This is a genomic window from Streptomyces sp. NPDC001153 (genome assembly GCF_053598315.1).
The window spans coordinates 245,011-258,856 of record NZ_JBSFJZ010000005.1 but is presented as its reverse complement, the minus strand read 5'-3'; the positions used below and the strand labels follow the sequence as shown (position 1 = coordinate 258,856).

Sequence of the window (13,846 nt, the reverse complement as noted above, 5' to 3'; positions counted from 1 at the left end):
CGGGCAGGCAGTGCCGCCGGGCACCAACCGGCGCCTCGGCGGCTCCCCGCCTCCGCTCAACCACCGCGCCGACCACCCGCGCGCCAGGGGTAACGCATCGCCCCGTCCGGCCCCGCGTGGCGCACAACCGACCGCCCTGCTCAGCAGCGCGCCCATGCTCACGCAGACAGCCGACGGAAAGCCCGGCTTCGCGGCAGTCCTGCACGAGGGCGGGCAGTGTGCCGAGCGCCGGCAGGCGGGGGCTCCTGGCCGGTCGGAGTCGGGCAGCAGGATCGTGCCGCCGCCGATCAGGTCCGCCGCGACCAGGGCCCGCACGGACGCCGGGGTGGCCTCGGCCGTCCAGTCCTTGCCCCATGCCGACCACTGCACAGGCCGCACGTGAGGATCCCGCCGGTGGCCGCAGACGTCGTGCAGCGCTCGTGTGGTCCGGGCGACCTGCCGCGCGTGCCGGGCGGGTGCGGGGCGTCAGGGACGGTGGTGGGTCCAGCCGTGCACGGCCAGTTCGTGTCCGCGCCGGGCGGTCTCCCGGACCAGCGCGGGATGGCGCACCACGTGCTCGCCGAGCACGAGCAACGTCGCTCGCCGTCACGTCGAGGTCGTCCAGCGCGTCGAGGATATGTGGTGTGGACCGCGGGTCCAGGTCGTTGTCCAAGGTCAGCGCGACGTGTCGGCGGCGGCCGGTGCCTGCGAGCCGCGGGAACAGCAGCAGCCGCACCCGGGGAGCCAGGTGGCCGCCGGTCCGATGTGCGCGGCGGCGAGCGACGGCGGCCGGCAGCGGGACGGCCGCGGTCCGCCATGGGCGGCCGGACATGGGGGACAGCGCTCACCCGCCTTCCGTACGTGTCCTCAACCGTGCGTCCGGTAACCGTGCGTCCGGTGCAGACGCCTCCCGCTGTCCTTCCCGCCCCGTGACCGCGCGTCCCACTCCCGTCCGACGGCCGGCGCCCGGGCCAGTCCGATGCTGCCCGCCCCGATCAGGGCGATGCCGATCGCCTCCGGCACCATCCGCCACCCGAGGTGGATCGCCTCCGCGAACAGGACCCAGCCGAGGACGACGCTGGTGAGCGCGTCACCGAGGGTGAGGGCGGGCTGCGAGGCGGTGAGCGATCCGGCGCCCAGCGCACTCTGCAGCAGCAGGAAGGCGATGAGTCCGGCGCCGGCCGTGGCGTACGGCGACCAGTGGGTGAACATCGCCGCCGGCCCGTGTCCGAGCCGCCCCACGGCTTCCTTGAGCAGCGCGGCGGTGGTGGCGAAGCACACGGCGGAGGCGAGGCCGAACAGCGCGGCCCGGGGCGCTCCCTTCGCCGGGCGGGCGGCGGTCACGAGGAGCACGACCAGGCCGAGCGCCCCGCCGCCGCCCAGGAGCCAGGCCCGGGGCGGCGCGGTCGGCACGCCCGCGCCCGGGGCGGCCGCCAGCAGGAACACGGCCAGTCCGGCGGCGAGGGCGACGAAAGCCAGCCAGGTCCACGGGCCGGGGCGGCGCCGGAAGACGACACCGCCCACCAGCAGGGTGAACAGCAGCTCGGTGGCGAGCAGCGGCTGGACCAGGGACAGGCTGCCCACGGCCAGCGCCCCGGCCTGCAGCAGCCCGGAGACCGCCAGCAGCGCGGCACCCGCGAGCCAGTACGGGCGCCGCAGCAGCCGGGCGAACCGGCGCACGGCCGCCCCCGGACCACCGGCGCCCTCCTCGTCGTACGGCTCCTGCACGGCGGCCAGGCGCTGCAGGACGGACGCGGACGCGTTGCTCAGGGCCGCGAGCAGTGCGAGCAGGACCGTGACGCCGGTCATGGCCGGTCACCCGAAACGGGCGGCGAGCCACCGGTAGAGCCCGGGCGCGACGCCGCGCACCAGGGCGGGACACCGCAGCCAGCCGGGGACGTACACCTCGTCCTTGCCGTGCAGCACGGCGGCCCAGACGGCGTCCGCCACCCGCTCGGCCGGCACCGGGCGCGGCCATGCCCGCGTGTAGGGGGCACCGCGGCGCTCGAAGAACGGCGTGTCGACCGCGCCGGGGATCACATGCGACACGCCCACCCCGGTGTGGCGCACCTCGTAGCGCAGGGCGTCGGCGAAGGCGGCCAGGGCGGCCTTCGCCGCGGAGTACACGGCCTCGCCGCGCACGCCGAGGCTGCCCGCGACGGACCCGATGAGCACGATGCGTCCCGAGCCGGCCGCGACCATGTGGGGCAGCACGGCGCGCACGAGGTGCAGGGTGGCCAGCAGGTCGACGCCGACGATCTCGTCGATGCGCGCGTGCGGCATGCCGGTGAAGTCGCCGGCCCAGCCCAGGCCCGCGCACGCCACCAGCAGGTCGAGGCGGCCCGCGTGGTCGAGGACCAGATCGGTGAGCAGACGGTCGGCGCCCGGCCGGGTCAGGTCCGCCGGCACGGCCAGGGCGTCGAGCGGCGCGGCCACCTGCTCCAGTCGGGTGGCGTCCCGCCCGTTCAGCACCAGCCGCCAGCCTCCCTCGGCGGCGAGCCGGCGGGCGACGACGGCACCGATGCCCGAGGAGGCACCCGTCACCAGCGCGGTGCCGCCCCGGCCGGCCCGGTTCCCGGCGGGTCCGAGGGCCGGGCCCGCCGCCGGGACGGAGGTCGCGACCGGCCCGGCGCGTTTCGACGGTCCTGCGGGTGGCGGGGCGTGGGACATGGTGACGACCTCACTGCGACGTGTGGGCACGGGCTCGCGAACTCCGGGGCCGAACCTTCGCGGTGTATCCAGGGCGCCACACACTGAAACACCGCGCACGGCGAAGCCCCGCCGAACGCCCGCCGCAGGTGAACGGATGGGGCTCGGGCGCCGGTCGGTATGTCGGGACGACCACGGGTTTCGGGGAGCGAGGCAGCGGTCGCGGTGCACCGGGCCGACGCCCACATCACGACCGTACGCCGGGGCATCCGACGGCAGAAGGGCATCACCTGCGCCGGGGTGCTCCGGCTGATCGACCGGCTGCCGTACGCCGAGGCGTTCGGTGTCCAGCCGGGGACGCGGAGGCGGGCCCTGGCCCGGGTGGTCGCGAGCGAGCGGCGTGGCCGGTCAGTCCAGGCCCGGCACGGGCGCGCCGGAGGGCACACCGGCGCCGATGTAGGCGTCGTAGAACTCCTTCCAGGGCGCGCTCACCCCGGCGTGCGCGCCCTCGAAGCGCCCGCCGCGTGCCTTGGCGTCCAGGGCGGCGAGGCACACCTCCCAGCCGGCGCCGTTGCGGGCGGCGGTGTCCGACTCGCCGAGGACGTTGGTGAGCGTGAACCGGGTGCGCCGTTCGCCGACGGCTTCCAGGTCGAAGCGGAGCTCGTCGCCGCCCCACGCGAAGGACAGGTGCCGGGGCGGGTCGACGGCGAGCACCCTGCCGGTGGACTCGGGCATGTTCGGGTCGCCGCTGAAGCGGATGGTGCCGCCGGGACGCAGCTCCATCTCGGCGCGGGAGGGGAACCACTGGGCCAGTTCGCCGGGATCGGTGACGAACCGCCAGACGCGTTCCACCGGGTGGTCGTAGGTGCGGCTGAACCGGACGGCGGGGCGGCCGTCCTCCAGGGTCAGATAGGTGCCGGTGAGATCGACGGGCATGGGGTTCCGGTCCTTCGCTGTGGGGGGTGTCAGGTGTCGTCCGACGTCTCGTCGAGGCGCCGGCCCAGGGCGTCCAGGCTGCGGTTCCACAGCCGGCGGTAGGGCTCGAGCCAGGCGTCGAGGGCGGCGATCGGTGCCGGGTCGAGGGCGTAGACGCGGCGCTGCGCGTCCTGCCGGACCCGGACCAGGCCCGCCTCCCGGAGCACCTTCAGGTGCTTGGAGGTGCTCGGCTGGCTCAGTCCGCAGGCCTCGACGATCTCCCCGACGGGCCGGGGTCGCTCCAGCAGGAGCGCGACGATGGCACGCCGGTGGGGGTCGGCGAGGGCGGACCAGAGCGCTGCGTCGGACATGAGACTTAATATGCCTCGGTAGTTATATTCCCGTCAAGGAATGCAAGAGAAAAGGAAACGTTGCCGTTTCGCTAGCCGTGCCCTAAGGTCGTATGTGTACGAAACAGTTTCGTTTACGAGCTGTTCGCTCGCCCGTACCCGAACGACTTGCCCTGGAGTGGTTCCCCATGCCCCAGAAGACCCTGGCCGAGGGCTCCCGAGCAGGAGCCGCCGCGATCGAACACGGTGGGGTGGCCTCGCCCAAGCGGTGGTGGATCCTCGCGGTCATCGCCATCGCCCAGCTGATGGTCGTCCTCGACGCCACGATCGTGAACATCGCCCTGCCGTCCGCCCAGACCGACCTCGGCTTCTCCGACGGCAACCGGCAGTGGATCGTGACGGCGTACGCCCTCGCCTTCGCCTCCCTGCTGCTGCTCGGCGGCCGGATCGCCGACCTGTTCGGCCGCAAGCCCGCCTTCCTCGTCGGCGTCGTCGGCTTCGCCGCGGCCTCCGCGCTGGGCGGCGCCGCGAACGGCTTCACCATGCTGGTCGTCGCCCGGGCCCTGCAGGGCGCCTTCGGCGCGCTCCTGGCGCCCGCCGCGCTGTCGCTGCTCAACACCACGTTCACCAACGCCAGGGAACGGGCCCGGGCCTTCAGCGTGTACGGCGCGATCGCCGGCGCCGGCGGCGCCGTGGGCCTGCTGCTCGGCGGTGTGCTGACCGACGCGTTCGACTGGCGCTGGACCCTGTACGTGAACGTGGCCATCGCGGTCGTCGCCTTCGCGGGCGGCTGGATCCTGCTGGACAACCACCGTGACGCGGAGAACGCCAGGCTGGACGTGCCGGGCACGGTCCTCGTGGCCGCCGGTCTGTTCTCCCTCGTCTACGGCTTCTCCAACGCCGAGACACACCACTGGGGTTCGCCGCTGACCTGGGGCTTCCTGATCGCGGGCGGTGTGCTGCTCGCGGCCTTCGCCGGGTGGCAGACCCGGGCCGCGCACCCGCTGCTGCCGCTGCGCATCCTGCTCGACCGCGACCGCGCGGCCTCCTTCCTCGCGGTGCTCATCACCGGCGCGGGCATGTTCGGCGTGTTCCTGTTCCTGACCTACTACCTCCAGCTCAACCTGGGCTTCAGCCCGACGAAGACCGGTGTGGCGTTCCTGCCTATGGTCGGCGCGCTGATGGTGACCGCGCAGGTGGGCACCACGATCCTGGTGCCCCGCCTCGGCCCGAAGACGGTCATCCCGCTGGGCTTCGCCATCGCGACGGCCGGCATGGCCTGGCTCACCGGCATCGGCCTCGGCTCGCACTACCTGAGCGCCGTCCTGCCGCAGCTGATCGTGATCGGCGTGGGTCTCGGCCTGGTCATGCCGCCGGCCATGCAGCTGGCCACCGGCGGAGTCGCGGCCGAGGACGCGGGCGTGGCCTCCGCGACCGTCAACGCCATGCAGCAGGTGGGTGGTTCGATCGGCACGGCGCTGCTGAACACCCTCGCCGCGAGCGCCGCCACGGACTACCTCTCCGGCCGGGACGCCACCAGCAGGCTGGTGCGGGCACAGGCGACGATCGAGAGCTACACGACCGCCTTCTCGTGGTCCGCGGGGCTCTTCGCCGCGGGCGCGGTGCTCGCCTTCCTGTTCTACCGGCGCGGGGTGCCGCAGCAGGACGCGGGAGCGGCACCGGTCGTCCACATGTGACAGCCACGCGCCATCCAGCCCGAGGGGCCGCCGTCAGCAGGGAGACGGCGGCTCCTCGCCCTGTCATGGTGAGGAGTATGCGCAAGGCGTCGGCGGCGCTCGGCAGCGTCCTGTTCCTCGTCTTCGTCTCGGGCGGCGCGGCCGTGGTGGTGCCGTGGTGGCTGACCGGTGGCCGGCGCTGCGGCCACTGGTGGCCGCCGCTGCGGCTGCTCGGCCTGCTGCCCCTGCCGGCCGGTGCCGCCGTCATTCTGGAGGCCTTCAGCCGGTTCGCCCTGGAGGGGCTCGGCACGCCGGTGCCGGTCGCGCCGCCCGTGCGGCTGGTGGCGAGCGGCCCCTACCGGTACGTTCGCAATCCGATCTACGTCGCGGTGGTCGCCGTACTCTTCGGACAGGGCCTGCTGCCGGCCCGGCCGGTGCTCTTCGGTTACGCCGCCGGCGCCTGGGTGCTGACCTGGGCGTTCGTCCGCTGGTACGAGGAGCCGGGGCTGGTGCGACGCTTCGGCACCGAGTACGAGCGCTACCGGCGGGCGGTGCCGGCCCGGTGTCCCCGGCGCCCTCCCCGGCGGGGCGCTTGAGACGGCCGTCGGCGGGTAACTCAGCTGATCAGGGGCACGACGGTGGAAGGAGAGGCCATGTCCGGCGAGCAGGACGAGAAGGACCGCAAGGAACAGTTCGACACCGCCCTGGAGGAAGTACTCCGGGAGGTCGAGGAGGCCGAGAAGCGCGACGAGGACAAGGCCGCCGGCGGCAAGGCCGGGGACGCGATCACGCCGAACACCGAGGCGCAGGAGGAGGCTGACCGGCCGGAAGAGGACTGAGAAGCCCGAACGCGGGAGCAGTCGTGCCCTCCAGGCATGGCGACCACCCGCGCCCTCCGGGCGCGAACCGACCACCGGCAGCCGACCCGCCCGGGGACGAGCAAGCCCCGGCGTCCCTCCCGGGACGGCGGCCCCACCAGCCATGCCCTCCCGAGGCCCAGCGGCCACCCGTGCCCCCGAGGCGGAACGACGACCGGCGCCTCCCGAGGCCCAGCGGCCACCAACAGCCTCCCGAGGCCGCTCGGGCGGCGGTGTCCTCCCGGGCCGGGGTACCCGGTCCTCATGAACAGCCACGAGTGCGGACCCGGGCTGCCTCCGCCCCGCGGGCCCCTCTCCGCCGCGGTCGCCGCTCGTCTGCGCGGCGCGGGGCCCCTGCCCGGGCCCGCTGAGGCCGGGGAGGCGGATCCGTACGGCGACGACCTGCAACTCGCCCTGTACCTCTGCTACGAGTTGCACTACCGGGGCTTCGCCGGCGTCGCCCCGGAGTGCGAGTGGGACCCTGACCTGCTGCGCGTCCGCGCCGCGCTGGAGCGCCGCTTCCTGTCCGCGCTGCGCGCCGACGCGCCGGGCCACGACAGCCTCGACGACGCCCTCGCCGCGCTGCTGACCGAACCGGCCGAGGGCAGCGGGGTCACCCATTTCCTCGGCACCGAGGGCGAGTTGTGGCAGTTGCGCGAGTACGCCGCCCAGCGCTCGCTGTACCACCTGAAGGAGGCCGACCCGCACGCCTGGGTGCTGCCGAGGCTGTGGGGCCGGGCCAAGGCGGGGATGGCGGCGGTGGAGTTCGACGAGTTCGGCGGCGGCCGGGCCGACCGGGCCCACGCGCACCTGTTCGCCGCGCTGATGACGGACCTGGGCCTGGACTGCAGCTACGGCCGCTATCTGGACGCGGCCCGCACGGAGATGCTCGCCGTCGTCAACCTGATGTCCCTGTTCGGACTGCACCGCGGGCTGCGCGGCGCGCTGGTGGGCCACTTCGCCGACGTGGAGATCACCTCCTCACCGGGCTCCCGCCGGCTCGCCGAGGCCATGCGCCGCACCGGCGCGGGATGCGCGGCGGAGTTCTTCTACGACGAGCACGTCGTGGCGGACGCGGTGCACGAGCAGGTCGTACGCCATGAGGTGATCGGCGGACTGCTCGCCGAGGAGCCGGAGCTCGCGGCGGACGTGGCCTTCGGGATCGACGCGACCGAGTATCTGGAGGACCGGCTGGCGCGGCGGCTGCTCGCCGACTGGCGCGCCGGGCGCCCGTCGCTGCGCACACCTCTGGCGCCACAGACATCCCATACATCCTGAATGCCGGGGTACTCGCGCGGTGTGATCGCTGTGGTGCTTCCGGGCGTGTACGCCCCGCAGGACGACACGGAGTTGCTCGCCGAGTCCCTCCGCGAGGAGGCTCCGCCGCCCGGTGCCCGGGTGCTCGACGTCGGCACCGGCAGCGGGGCGCTGGCCCTGGAGGCCGCCCGGCACGGCGCCGAGGTGACCGCGGTGGACGTGTCCCGGCTGGCGGTGTGGACGGTACGGATGAACGCCTGGCTGACCCGGCTGCCGGTGCGGATCCGGCGCGGCAACCTCTTCGGACCGGTCCGGGGCCGCACCTACGACCTCATCCTCGCGAACCCGCCGTACGTTCCCGCACCCGATGCCGGACGCCGGCCGCGCGGCCGGGCCCTCGCCTGGGACGCGGGCCGGGACGGCAGGCTGCTGCTGGACCGGATCTGCCGGGACGCGCCCGTGCTGCTCCGCCCCGGAGGCGTGCTGCTGATCGTGCACTCGGCGCTCAGCGATCCCGACCGCACCCTGCGACTGCTGCGCGCCGCACGCCTGGAGGCCTCGGTGGTCCGGCGCCGCCGGATCCCCTTCGGTCCGGTGCTGCGCTCGCGGGAGGACTGGCTGCGCCGGCGCGGTCTGCTCGCACCGGCCGCACATGAGGAGGAGTTGGTGGTCGTCCGTGCCGAACGAACGCGCTGACCGGGCCCGCAGGATCACCATCCAGCAGCAGGGGCCGCTGCTCGTGGAGGGGCCGGTGGAGGTCGAGTTGGCGGACGGCACCACGGTGTCCTCGGACCGTTTCCGTGTCGCTCTGTGCACCTGCCGGCGCAGTCGCCGCTACCCCTGGTGCGACACGAGTCACCGACGCAAGGCCAAGGACAGCGGTTGAAACCAGCTGTTTTTCGCCGCTCCCCGGACAAGGCCCCCCACGGGCCCGCCCGGGGAGCGGCTGTGTGCCCGGAAGCCGGCGGGCGGCCCCACTCCGCCCGTCGGCTCCGGTGCGAGATCGCAGGTTCCCCGCTTCCAGGGGCCGCACTCCCCAGTTGCGGACCTGTTCCGGCGTATGCGGAGCACGCTGCGATCCCGGTCCTGGAGGCGGCCCTAGAAGGCGAAGACGCCGCCGCCCACCGAGTCGCGCACGCACGTGTTGCCGAAGGTGCGCTCGTACGAGACGCGCTTGCCCTCCCAGACGCCCTGGACGGTGACGACGACTGGGTTGTACAGCTTGTTGCACCACACGTCGACGCTCGGCTTCAGGGCGTCGAAGTCGCCGCCGGTGCCGCGCAGTTCGGCGCAGGCCACGGCGGCGGCCGGGTGGGTGCCGGAGGCCGTGGGGGCACAGGTCAGGGTGACGGCGCGCTCCGGGGTGGCCGTGGCCGCGTCGCTGCCGTGGCCGGTGGTGAGGACCAGCGCCGAGGGGGCGTAGAGCGACGACGGGGCGGCGCCCGGTGCAGCGACGGCGGCCCCGGTCAGGGATCCGCAAACGGCGGCGGCCATGAGGCCGAGGGCCGCTGCCCGGCGCGCGGTGTTCCGCATTGTATGCATCCTTCCGCTGGGATAGACGGGTGCCGGCTCCGGCCCGGTCTGCGCCGGAGCGGCGAGCGCCACTCTGCCGAGTCCGCCGCCGAAACACACATCGAACCCGCAGGTTTCAGTAACCTTGCGTGTTGAAACAGTGGCGTGAAGTTACGGAAATGGAAGAGCCTGACCGCGTAACTGAGCGGTTCTTGATCGCTGGAAGCGGTCACATGGCCGAAAATCACCGGCTCGTTAATCGGCCTGAAACATTCCGGGTTCGCCGTGAGTGAAACCTTTCACGATGCCTTCACGTCTCCTTGCGTTCATGTAGGCGGCCGCGTAAGGCTGATTACATGATTACAACGGAGCAAAAAGAGAAGCTGCGCGGCTGGTTCGCCTGCCGCCTGCCGGACGATCTCTTCGAGGAACTGGTCGAGATCACCGCCGACCGCGAGGAGATCACGGTGATCGGCCGCATCCCCGAGCCGCGGCTCGCCGAGGACGCCTCGGACCCCGAGCGGGAGACCGCGCTGCGCGCCCGGATACAGGAGTTCCGGGAGCGGACCCGCGAGGGCCGGATGGAGGTGGCCCGGGAGGCCGAGCACCTGTTCCGCCGCAAGGTCTCGTGGGGCGTGGTGTGCGGCCCGGAGCGCGCCCTGTTCACGCATGTGGCCGCGCCGGTCATGACCCGGCTGCGCCAGCCGGAGCGTCAGGTGCTGGACACCCTCATCGCCGGAGGCGTCGCCCGCAGCCGCAGCGACGCCCTCGCCTGGTGCGTACGCCTGGTCCAGCGGCACACCGAGGACTGGCTGACCGAGCTGCGCGAGTCGCTGGAACACGTCCAGCGGGTACGGGCGCAGGGACCCGACGCGGAGGAGGTGGCCGATCCCTCCACCGACGGCGAGGACGCACGTCCAGGACATGGTGCAGGAGGTTGAGCGGATCGGTGACCGGCTGCGCCGTGTCGTATGCGTCGGCTCCGACGTGCCCGCGGACGGGGTGTCGTTCCGCGACGGGTTCGACAGCGACCACATCCGGCGGTCGCTCGCCGAGCACGGCGGCGTGTGGCGACCCGGCCCGCGGTGGAACCCCGGGCACTGGCCCATGTTCTCCAGGCCGAAGGACCTGGTGCGCAGGCTGAAGGAGGCGGGCGCCCGCCGCTGACGCCCCTGCTACCCGCCAGTATCGTCGCTCTGCACGCGTACTCAGCGACGAGAGGCGGGACGGCCGGATGGCGAAGCACTGGGCTGATTTCCAGTACGAGATCTATCTGAGCGGGATGACGGGTGCCGTGCCGCGGCTTCCCACCGACCTGACCCGGCTGGAGGAGCTGGCCGAACACCGGCTCGGTCCGGGCCCGGTGGGGTATGTGGCGGGAAGCGCGGGCGACGGCAGCACGGCCCGCTCGAACCGGGCCGCGCTCGCCCGGCGCCGGATCGTGCCGCGCATGCTGCGTGACGTGGCCGAGCGCGATCTGTCTCTCGAGGTGCTCGGCCGGGCGCTGCCGGCGCCGCTGGCGCTGGCGCCCGTCGGCGTGCTGTCGATCATGCATCCGGACGCCGAGTCCGCCGCCGCCCGGGCCGCCGCCGCGCAGGGCGTGCCGTACATCCTGTCCTCGGCGTCGAGCACACCGATGGAGCGGGTCGCGGAGGCGATGGGGGACGCCGAGCGGTGGTTCCAGCTGTACTGGGGCAAGGACCGCGAGGTGACGCGGAGTTTCCTGAGCAGGGCGAAGGCCGCCGGGTTCTCGGTGCTCGTGGTCACCCTGGACACCCCGCTGCTGGCGTGGCGGCCGCGCGACCTGGACCAGGCGTATCTGCCGTTCCTGCACGGGGTGGGCACCGCGAACTACTTCACCGACCCGGCGTTCCGGGCAGGGCTCGCCAAGCCCGTGCACGAGGACCCGAACGCGGCGGTGCTGCACTTCCTCGGCCTGTTCGGGGACGCGGGCCACACCTGGCCGGACCTGGCGTTCCTGCGGGAGCACTGGGACGGTCCGATCGTGCTCAAGGGCATCCTGCACCCGGACGACGCCCGGCTCGCCGCGGACGCCGGGGTGGACGGCGTGGTGGTCTCCAACCACGGCGGCCGGCAGGTGGCCGGCTCGGTCGCCGCGGCCGATGCGCTGCCCCGGGTCGCGGACGCGGTCGGCGACCGGCTGACGGTGCTGTTCGACAGCGGGGTGCGCACCGGCGACGACGTGTTCAAGGCGCTGGCCCTCGGCGCGCGGGCCGTGCTCCTCGGGCGGCCGTACGTCTACGGGCTCGGGCTGGACGGACAGGCCGGCGTGGAGCATGTGATCCGGTGCGTGCTGGCCGAGTTGGACCTGACGCTGGCTCTGTCCGGGCACACGGGCCCGGGGACGGTGTCGGGGGCGGACCTGGTCGAGGACCCGAGCTGAGCGTGTCCGCCGGACGCTGCGCCGGGTGCCACGGCAGGCCGTGAGGCGTGTGCGGCACCGTCGTTGCCGGTCGCGCCCACGCGGCGCAGCCGCGTATCAGACGGGAGCCGCGCCCCTTCGGAGTGCTGGACCGCCCGTACCGGCGACGGAGAGTGAGCTCGGGCTCGCAGTGGCCCCGTCGGTCGTCCAGCGCTGGCCGGCCGAGCCGTCCCGCACCTTGACGACGAGATCGGCGCCGGCGTTCGACGCGGTGGTGGCGAGCGCCAGCGTCCGGTCCCAGCGGGTCAGCAACTCGCCCTGTGCGGTGAGGTCGTAGCGTACGTCGTCGCCCCGCGGCGTGCCGGCGGCGGCGCAGGTGCCGAGGATGACCACGCCGGCGTCGGCGTGCGAGTCCAGGCACAGCCCCGCGGCGGCCGCGCTGCGCAGGCGCCCGTCGGCCTCGTACGTCCATTGCTGGGTCGGTGCCGAGGAGCACACGGCGAGGACCGCGCCCGCACCGGCCTTCGGTGTGCCCCTGATGTCCAGGCACAGGTCGGCGGCCGCGTTGCGCAGCCGGGTGGGGCGGCCTGCGGTGGGCAGGCCCGCGGTGCCGGGCGCGGTGGCGGAGGCGTGCGGGGACTGGCCGGGGGCGCTGCCGGGGACGGCGCTGGTGGAGGCGACCGGGTCGGTGCCGTCGCCGCCGTCCGGCCACACGCTGATCGCCAGGACGGTCGCGAGCAGCGCCGCCGAGGCCACGCCGACCCCGGTGAGCAGCGTCCTGGACGACCAGGCGGTGCCGGGGATCCGGGCGAGCGGTCCGGGCTCGCCGCCGTGCCGCCGGCCGCGGGACCCCGGGAACCGGGCCCCGGCTTCGCCGTCGGCGCGGCGCCGGGTGCCGGGCGGGGCGGCGCGGGTGAACAGACCTTTGTCGCGCTTGTCGCCGCCGCGCCGGCGTCCGCCGGAGCGCCGGGAGCCACCGCGGGTGCGGCCGGGACCGGGGCGGCGGCCGGGACGCGAGTCGAGGTAGCGGCGGGCGCCCCAGCCGAGCACGGCCTCGGCGAGCAGTACGCCCAATGCGGCGTCGGCGTGGCCCAGTTGCTCGGCGGCGTGCCGGCAGTACGAGCAGCCGGACAGATGCTCCTGGACGTCGGGCAGCAGGGCACCGGCGCCGCCGCGGCGGATCGGAGCGTCGAGCAGGCGGTTGTAGTAGCGGCATTCCGTGCCGGGCGCGAGCTCCCGGTGGGCGCGTACCAGGCCCTCGCGGAATTTCTCGCGCGCCTGTTCCAGCGCGACCGCCGCGCTCTCGATGTCCATGCCGAGCAGTCCGGCGGGAACGGTTATCGGCTCGGCCTCGACCTCCATGTGCCACAGCAGTGCCTGCTCCAGCCGGGGAAGGGCGTGGAACGAGCGGTCGGAGAGGGCGCGGTTCTCCGGTATCAGGGTCTTCGCGGCGCGCATACCGCGGCCCCCGGCGGGTTTCCCGAGTCCGGGCAGTACGGCGGTGATCCGGTCGGTGCCGGACCAGTTGACGACCGTGTCCCGGACCGCCACGAGCAGCCGGGGACGCAGCGCCTCAGCGGGTTCGCCGAGCGCGAGCCGGCCGAGGACCTGGTGGAAGGCGGTGGCGGTGACCATGTGGGCGAGTGGCCCGGAAAGGGCCAGGCAGACGACCGCGTAGTCCTGCGCGGGCTGCCAGTGCCGGGCCATCAGCAGGGCGGCGGACCGGGAGGCCTCCGCGTCGGAGCCGGCCCGCAGCGGACCGGCGAGTGACTCGTCGGACTCCCCAGGGTCACCGCCCGGCGGCGGATAGGGAGGACGAGGGGGGTGGGGGGTTGGCACTGAGCGGATTCCTTTGGTGCGACGTGCGTTGATGCGTACCTCTGCGACGCGCAGGAAGGAATGGCCGGCGTTCGGCCGGTGAAGTTCCGCTACTGCCGGAAGAACTTCGGTTTTTACCCCCCACACGGTCGTTTCAACCCTTGCACAACTTCCACACGAGCAACAAGGCGCCCGCGTGACATCGGCGGTGTTGAAAGAAAGTCAGAAACCGCCTCTGCGGGGCTCCCCTGCGGCGCCTTTCGGCATTTCATGCGCCCCGTGTGAAGGACGCACACACACCGGCGGTCCCGCGCACGCTTCCGGGGTGTGCGGCCCGGTAGTGGACTGGGGCCGGCCTCCTCGGAAAAGGCCCCGCGCGGGGTGGGGGTCCCCCGGCTCGAGCGGAGCCGAGAGCCGGGGGAGGCTCTCCCGTGCGAAACCGGCCGCCGG

At 73.8% G+C, this 13,846-nt stretch carries 17 protein-coding genes; 10 read left to right on the top strand and 7 right to left on the bottom strand.

Translation table 11 applies throughout. The features are described from left to right. Positions 1-154: 154 nt before the first annotated feature. A complete protein-coding gene (locus tag ACWDEN_RS08000) occupies positions 155-382 on the top strand; it encodes a hypothetical protein (RefSeq protein ID WP_450857942.1) in 228 nt (75 codons plus the stop codon). 83 nt (positions 383-465) lie between these two features. Here the strand turns inward: ACWDEN_RS08000 and ACWDEN_RS07995 are convergent, their stop codons facing one another. The 5 genes from ACWDEN_RS07995 to ACWDEN_RS07975 form a co-directional block, all read right to left on the bottom strand. After that, entirely contained in the window at positions 466-567 is a 102-nt protein-coding gene (locus ACWDEN_RS07995; RefSeq protein ID WP_450857940.1) for a polysaccharide deacetylase family protein, read from the bottom strand. A 279-nt stretch (positions 568-846) separates the two neighbouring features. Continuing rightward, a complete protein-coding gene (locus ACWDEN_RS07990; RefSeq protein WP_351622127.1) occupies positions 847-1,788 on the bottom strand; it encodes a DMT family transporter in 942 nt (313 codons plus the stop codon). A gap of 6 nt (positions 1,789-1,794) precedes the next feature. Then, the gene (locus ACWDEN_RS07985; protein WP_351622167.1) at positions 1,795-2,649 is read right to left on the bottom strand and encodes an SDR family NAD(P)-dependent oxidoreductase; all 855 of its coding nucleotides are present in this window, start codon (positions 2,647-2,649) and stop codon (positions 1,795-1,797) included. 387 nt (positions 2,650-3,036) lie between these two features. Further along, on the bottom strand, positions 3,037-3,564 hold the full coding sequence (locus tag ACWDEN_RS07980; RefSeq protein ID WP_351622130.1) for an SRPBCC family protein: 528 nt from the start codon (positions 3,562-3,564) through the stop codon (positions 3,037-3,039). 29 nt (positions 3,565-3,593) lie between these two features. Continuing rightward, positions 3,594-3,914, bottom strand: a complete 321-nt coding sequence (locus ACWDEN_RS07975) for an ArsR/SmtB family transcription factor (protein WP_228623773.1) — start codon at positions 3,912-3,914, stop codon at positions 3,594-3,596. A gap of 167 nt (positions 3,915-4,081) precedes the next feature. Between ACWDEN_RS07975 and ACWDEN_RS07970 the strand changes: the two genes are divergently transcribed. The 6 genes from ACWDEN_RS07970 to ACWDEN_RS07945 all read left to right on the top strand — a co-directional run bounded on the left by ACWDEN_RS07970 (position 4,082) and on the right by ACWDEN_RS07945 (position 8,569). After that, positions 4,082-5,590, top strand: coding sequence for an MFS transporter (locus tag ACWDEN_RS07970; protein WP_450857936.1), 1,509 nt, complete (start codon positions 4,082-4,084; stop codon positions 5,588-5,590). A gap of 77 nt (positions 5,591-5,667) precedes the next feature. Continuing rightward, on the top strand, positions 5,668-6,165 hold the full coding sequence (locus tag ACWDEN_RS07965; RefSeq protein WP_450857934.1) for a methyltransferase family protein: 498 nt from the start codon (positions 5,668-5,670) through the stop codon (positions 6,163-6,165). A 57-nt stretch (positions 6,166-6,222) separates the two neighbouring features. After that, entirely contained in the window at positions 6,223-6,408 is a 186-nt protein-coding gene (locus ACWDEN_RS07960) for a hypothetical protein (RefSeq protein ID WP_351622144.1), read from the top strand. Positions 6,409-6,690: 282 nt separating this feature from the next. Continuing rightward, positions 6,691-7,704, top strand: a complete 1,014-nt coding sequence (locus tag ACWDEN_RS07955) for an iron-containing redox enzyme family protein (protein ID WP_450857932.1) — start codon at positions 6,691-6,693, stop codon at positions 7,702-7,704. Then, entirely contained in the window at positions 7,705-8,379 is a 675-nt protein-coding gene (locus tag ACWDEN_RS07950; protein WP_351622149.1) for a HemK2/MTQ2 family protein methyltransferase, read from the top strand. Next, a complete protein-coding gene (locus ACWDEN_RS07945; protein WP_351622152.1) occupies positions 8,360-8,569 on the top strand; it encodes a CDGSH iron-sulfur domain-containing protein in 210 nt (69 codons plus the stop codon). Before ACWDEN_RS07950 ends, ACWDEN_RS07945 begins: the two co-directional genes overlap by 20 nt. Positions 8,570-8,781: 212 nt before the next feature. On the opposite strand, the gene ACWDEN_RS07940 is transcribed toward ACWDEN_RS07945, so the two are convergent. Beyond that, a complete protein-coding gene (locus ACWDEN_RS07940) occupies positions 8,782-9,216 on the bottom strand; it encodes a subtilase-type protease inhibitor (protein WP_351622155.1) in 435 nt (144 codons plus the stop codon). Between the two features lie 335 nt (positions 9,217-9,551). Here ACWDEN_RS07940 and ACWDEN_RS07935 point away from each other — a divergent pair, with 335 nt between their 5' ends. The 3 genes from ACWDEN_RS07935 to ACWDEN_RS07925 all read left to right on the top strand — a co-directional run bounded on the left by ACWDEN_RS07935 (position 9,552) and on the right by ACWDEN_RS07925 (position 11,599). Further along, a complete protein-coding gene (locus tag ACWDEN_RS07935) occupies positions 9,552-10,136 on the top strand; it encodes a hypothetical protein (protein WP_450857929.1) in 585 nt (194 codons plus the stop codon). Then, the gene (locus ACWDEN_RS07930) at positions 10,120-10,362 is read left to right on the top strand and encodes a hypothetical protein (protein ID WP_450857927.1); all 243 of its coding nucleotides are present in this window, start codon (positions 10,120-10,122) and stop codon (positions 10,360-10,362) included. Before ACWDEN_RS07935 ends, ACWDEN_RS07930 begins: the two co-directional genes overlap by 17 nt. Positions 10,363-10,429: 67 nt before the next feature. Then, positions 10,430-11,599 (top strand): lactate 2-monooxygenase, encoded by a 1,170-nt coding sequence (locus ACWDEN_RS07925; RefSeq protein ID WP_351622161.1) that lies wholly within the window; start codon positions 10,430-10,432, stop codon positions 11,597-11,599. Between the two features lie 96 nt (positions 11,600-11,695). Here the strand turns inward: ACWDEN_RS07925 and ACWDEN_RS07920 are convergent, their stop codons facing one another. After that, positions 11,696-13,417 (bottom strand): RICIN domain-containing protein, encoded by a 1,722-nt coding sequence (locus ACWDEN_RS07920; RefSeq protein WP_450857925.1) that lies wholly within the window; start codon positions 13,415-13,417, stop codon positions 11,696-11,698. Positions 13,418-13,846: the final 429 nt, after the last annotated feature.

What these genes read in the sequence shown, in the direction of transcription:
- ACWDEN_RS07990 (WP_351622127.1), bottom strand. Translation starts at nt 1,788, where the DNA reads ATGACCGGCGTCACGGTCCTGCTCGCACTGCTCGCGGCCCTGAGCAAC.
- ACWDEN_RS07970 (WP_450857936.1), top strand. Translation starts at nt 4,082, where the DNA reads ATGCCCCAGAAGACCCTGGCCGAGGGCTCCCGAGCAGGAGCCGCCGCG.
- ACWDEN_RS07960 (WP_351622144.1), top strand. Translation starts at nt 6,223, where the DNA reads ATGTCCGGCGAGCAGGACGAGAAGGACCGCAAGGAACAGTTCGACACC.
- ACWDEN_RS07950 (WP_351622149.1), top strand. Translation starts at nt 7,705, where the DNA reads ATGCCGGGGTACTCGCGCGGTGTGATCGCTGTGGTGCTTCCGGGCGTG.
- ACWDEN_RS07940 (WP_351622155.1), bottom strand. Translation starts at nt 9,216, where the DNA reads ATGCGGAACACCGCGCGCCGGGCAGCGGCCCTCGGCCTCATGGCCGCC.
- ACWDEN_RS07925 (WP_351622161.1), top strand. Translation starts at nt 10,430, where the DNA reads ATGGCGAAGCACTGGGCTGATTTCCAGTACGAGATCTATCTGAGCGGG.
- ACWDEN_RS07930 (WP_450857927.1), top strand. Translation starts at nt 10,120, where the DNA reads ATGGTGCAGGAGGTTGAGCGGATCGGTGACCGGCTGCGCCGTGTCGTA.
- ACWDEN_RS07985 (WP_351622167.1), bottom strand. Translation starts at nt 2,649, where the DNA reads ATGTCCCACGCCCCGCCACCCGCAGGACCGTCGAAACGCGCCGGGCCG.
- ACWDEN_RS07965 (WP_450857934.1), top strand. Translation starts at nt 5,668, where the DNA reads ATGCGCAAGGCGTCGGCGGCGCTCGGCAGCGTCCTGTTCCTCGTCTTC.
- ACWDEN_RS07980 (WP_351622130.1), bottom strand. Translation starts at nt 3,564, where the DNA reads ATGCCCGTCGATCTCACCGGCACCTATCTGACCCTGGAGGACGGCCGC.
- ACWDEN_RS08000 (WP_450857942.1), top strand. Translation starts at nt 155, where the DNA reads ATGCTCACGCAGACAGCCGACGGAAAGCCCGGCTTCGCGGCAGTCCTG.
- ACWDEN_RS07975 (WP_228623773.1), bottom strand. Translation starts at nt 3,914, where the DNA reads ATGTCCGACGCAGCGCTCTGGTCCGCCCTCGCCGACCCCCACCGGCGT.
- ACWDEN_RS07955 (WP_450857932.1), top strand. Translation starts at nt 6,691, where the DNA reads ATGAACAGCCACGAGTGCGGACCCGGGCTGCCTCCGCCCCGCGGGCCC.
- ACWDEN_RS07935 (WP_450857929.1), top strand. Translation starts at nt 9,552, where the DNA reads ATGATTACAACGGAGCAAAAAGAGAAGCTGCGCGGCTGGTTCGCCTGC.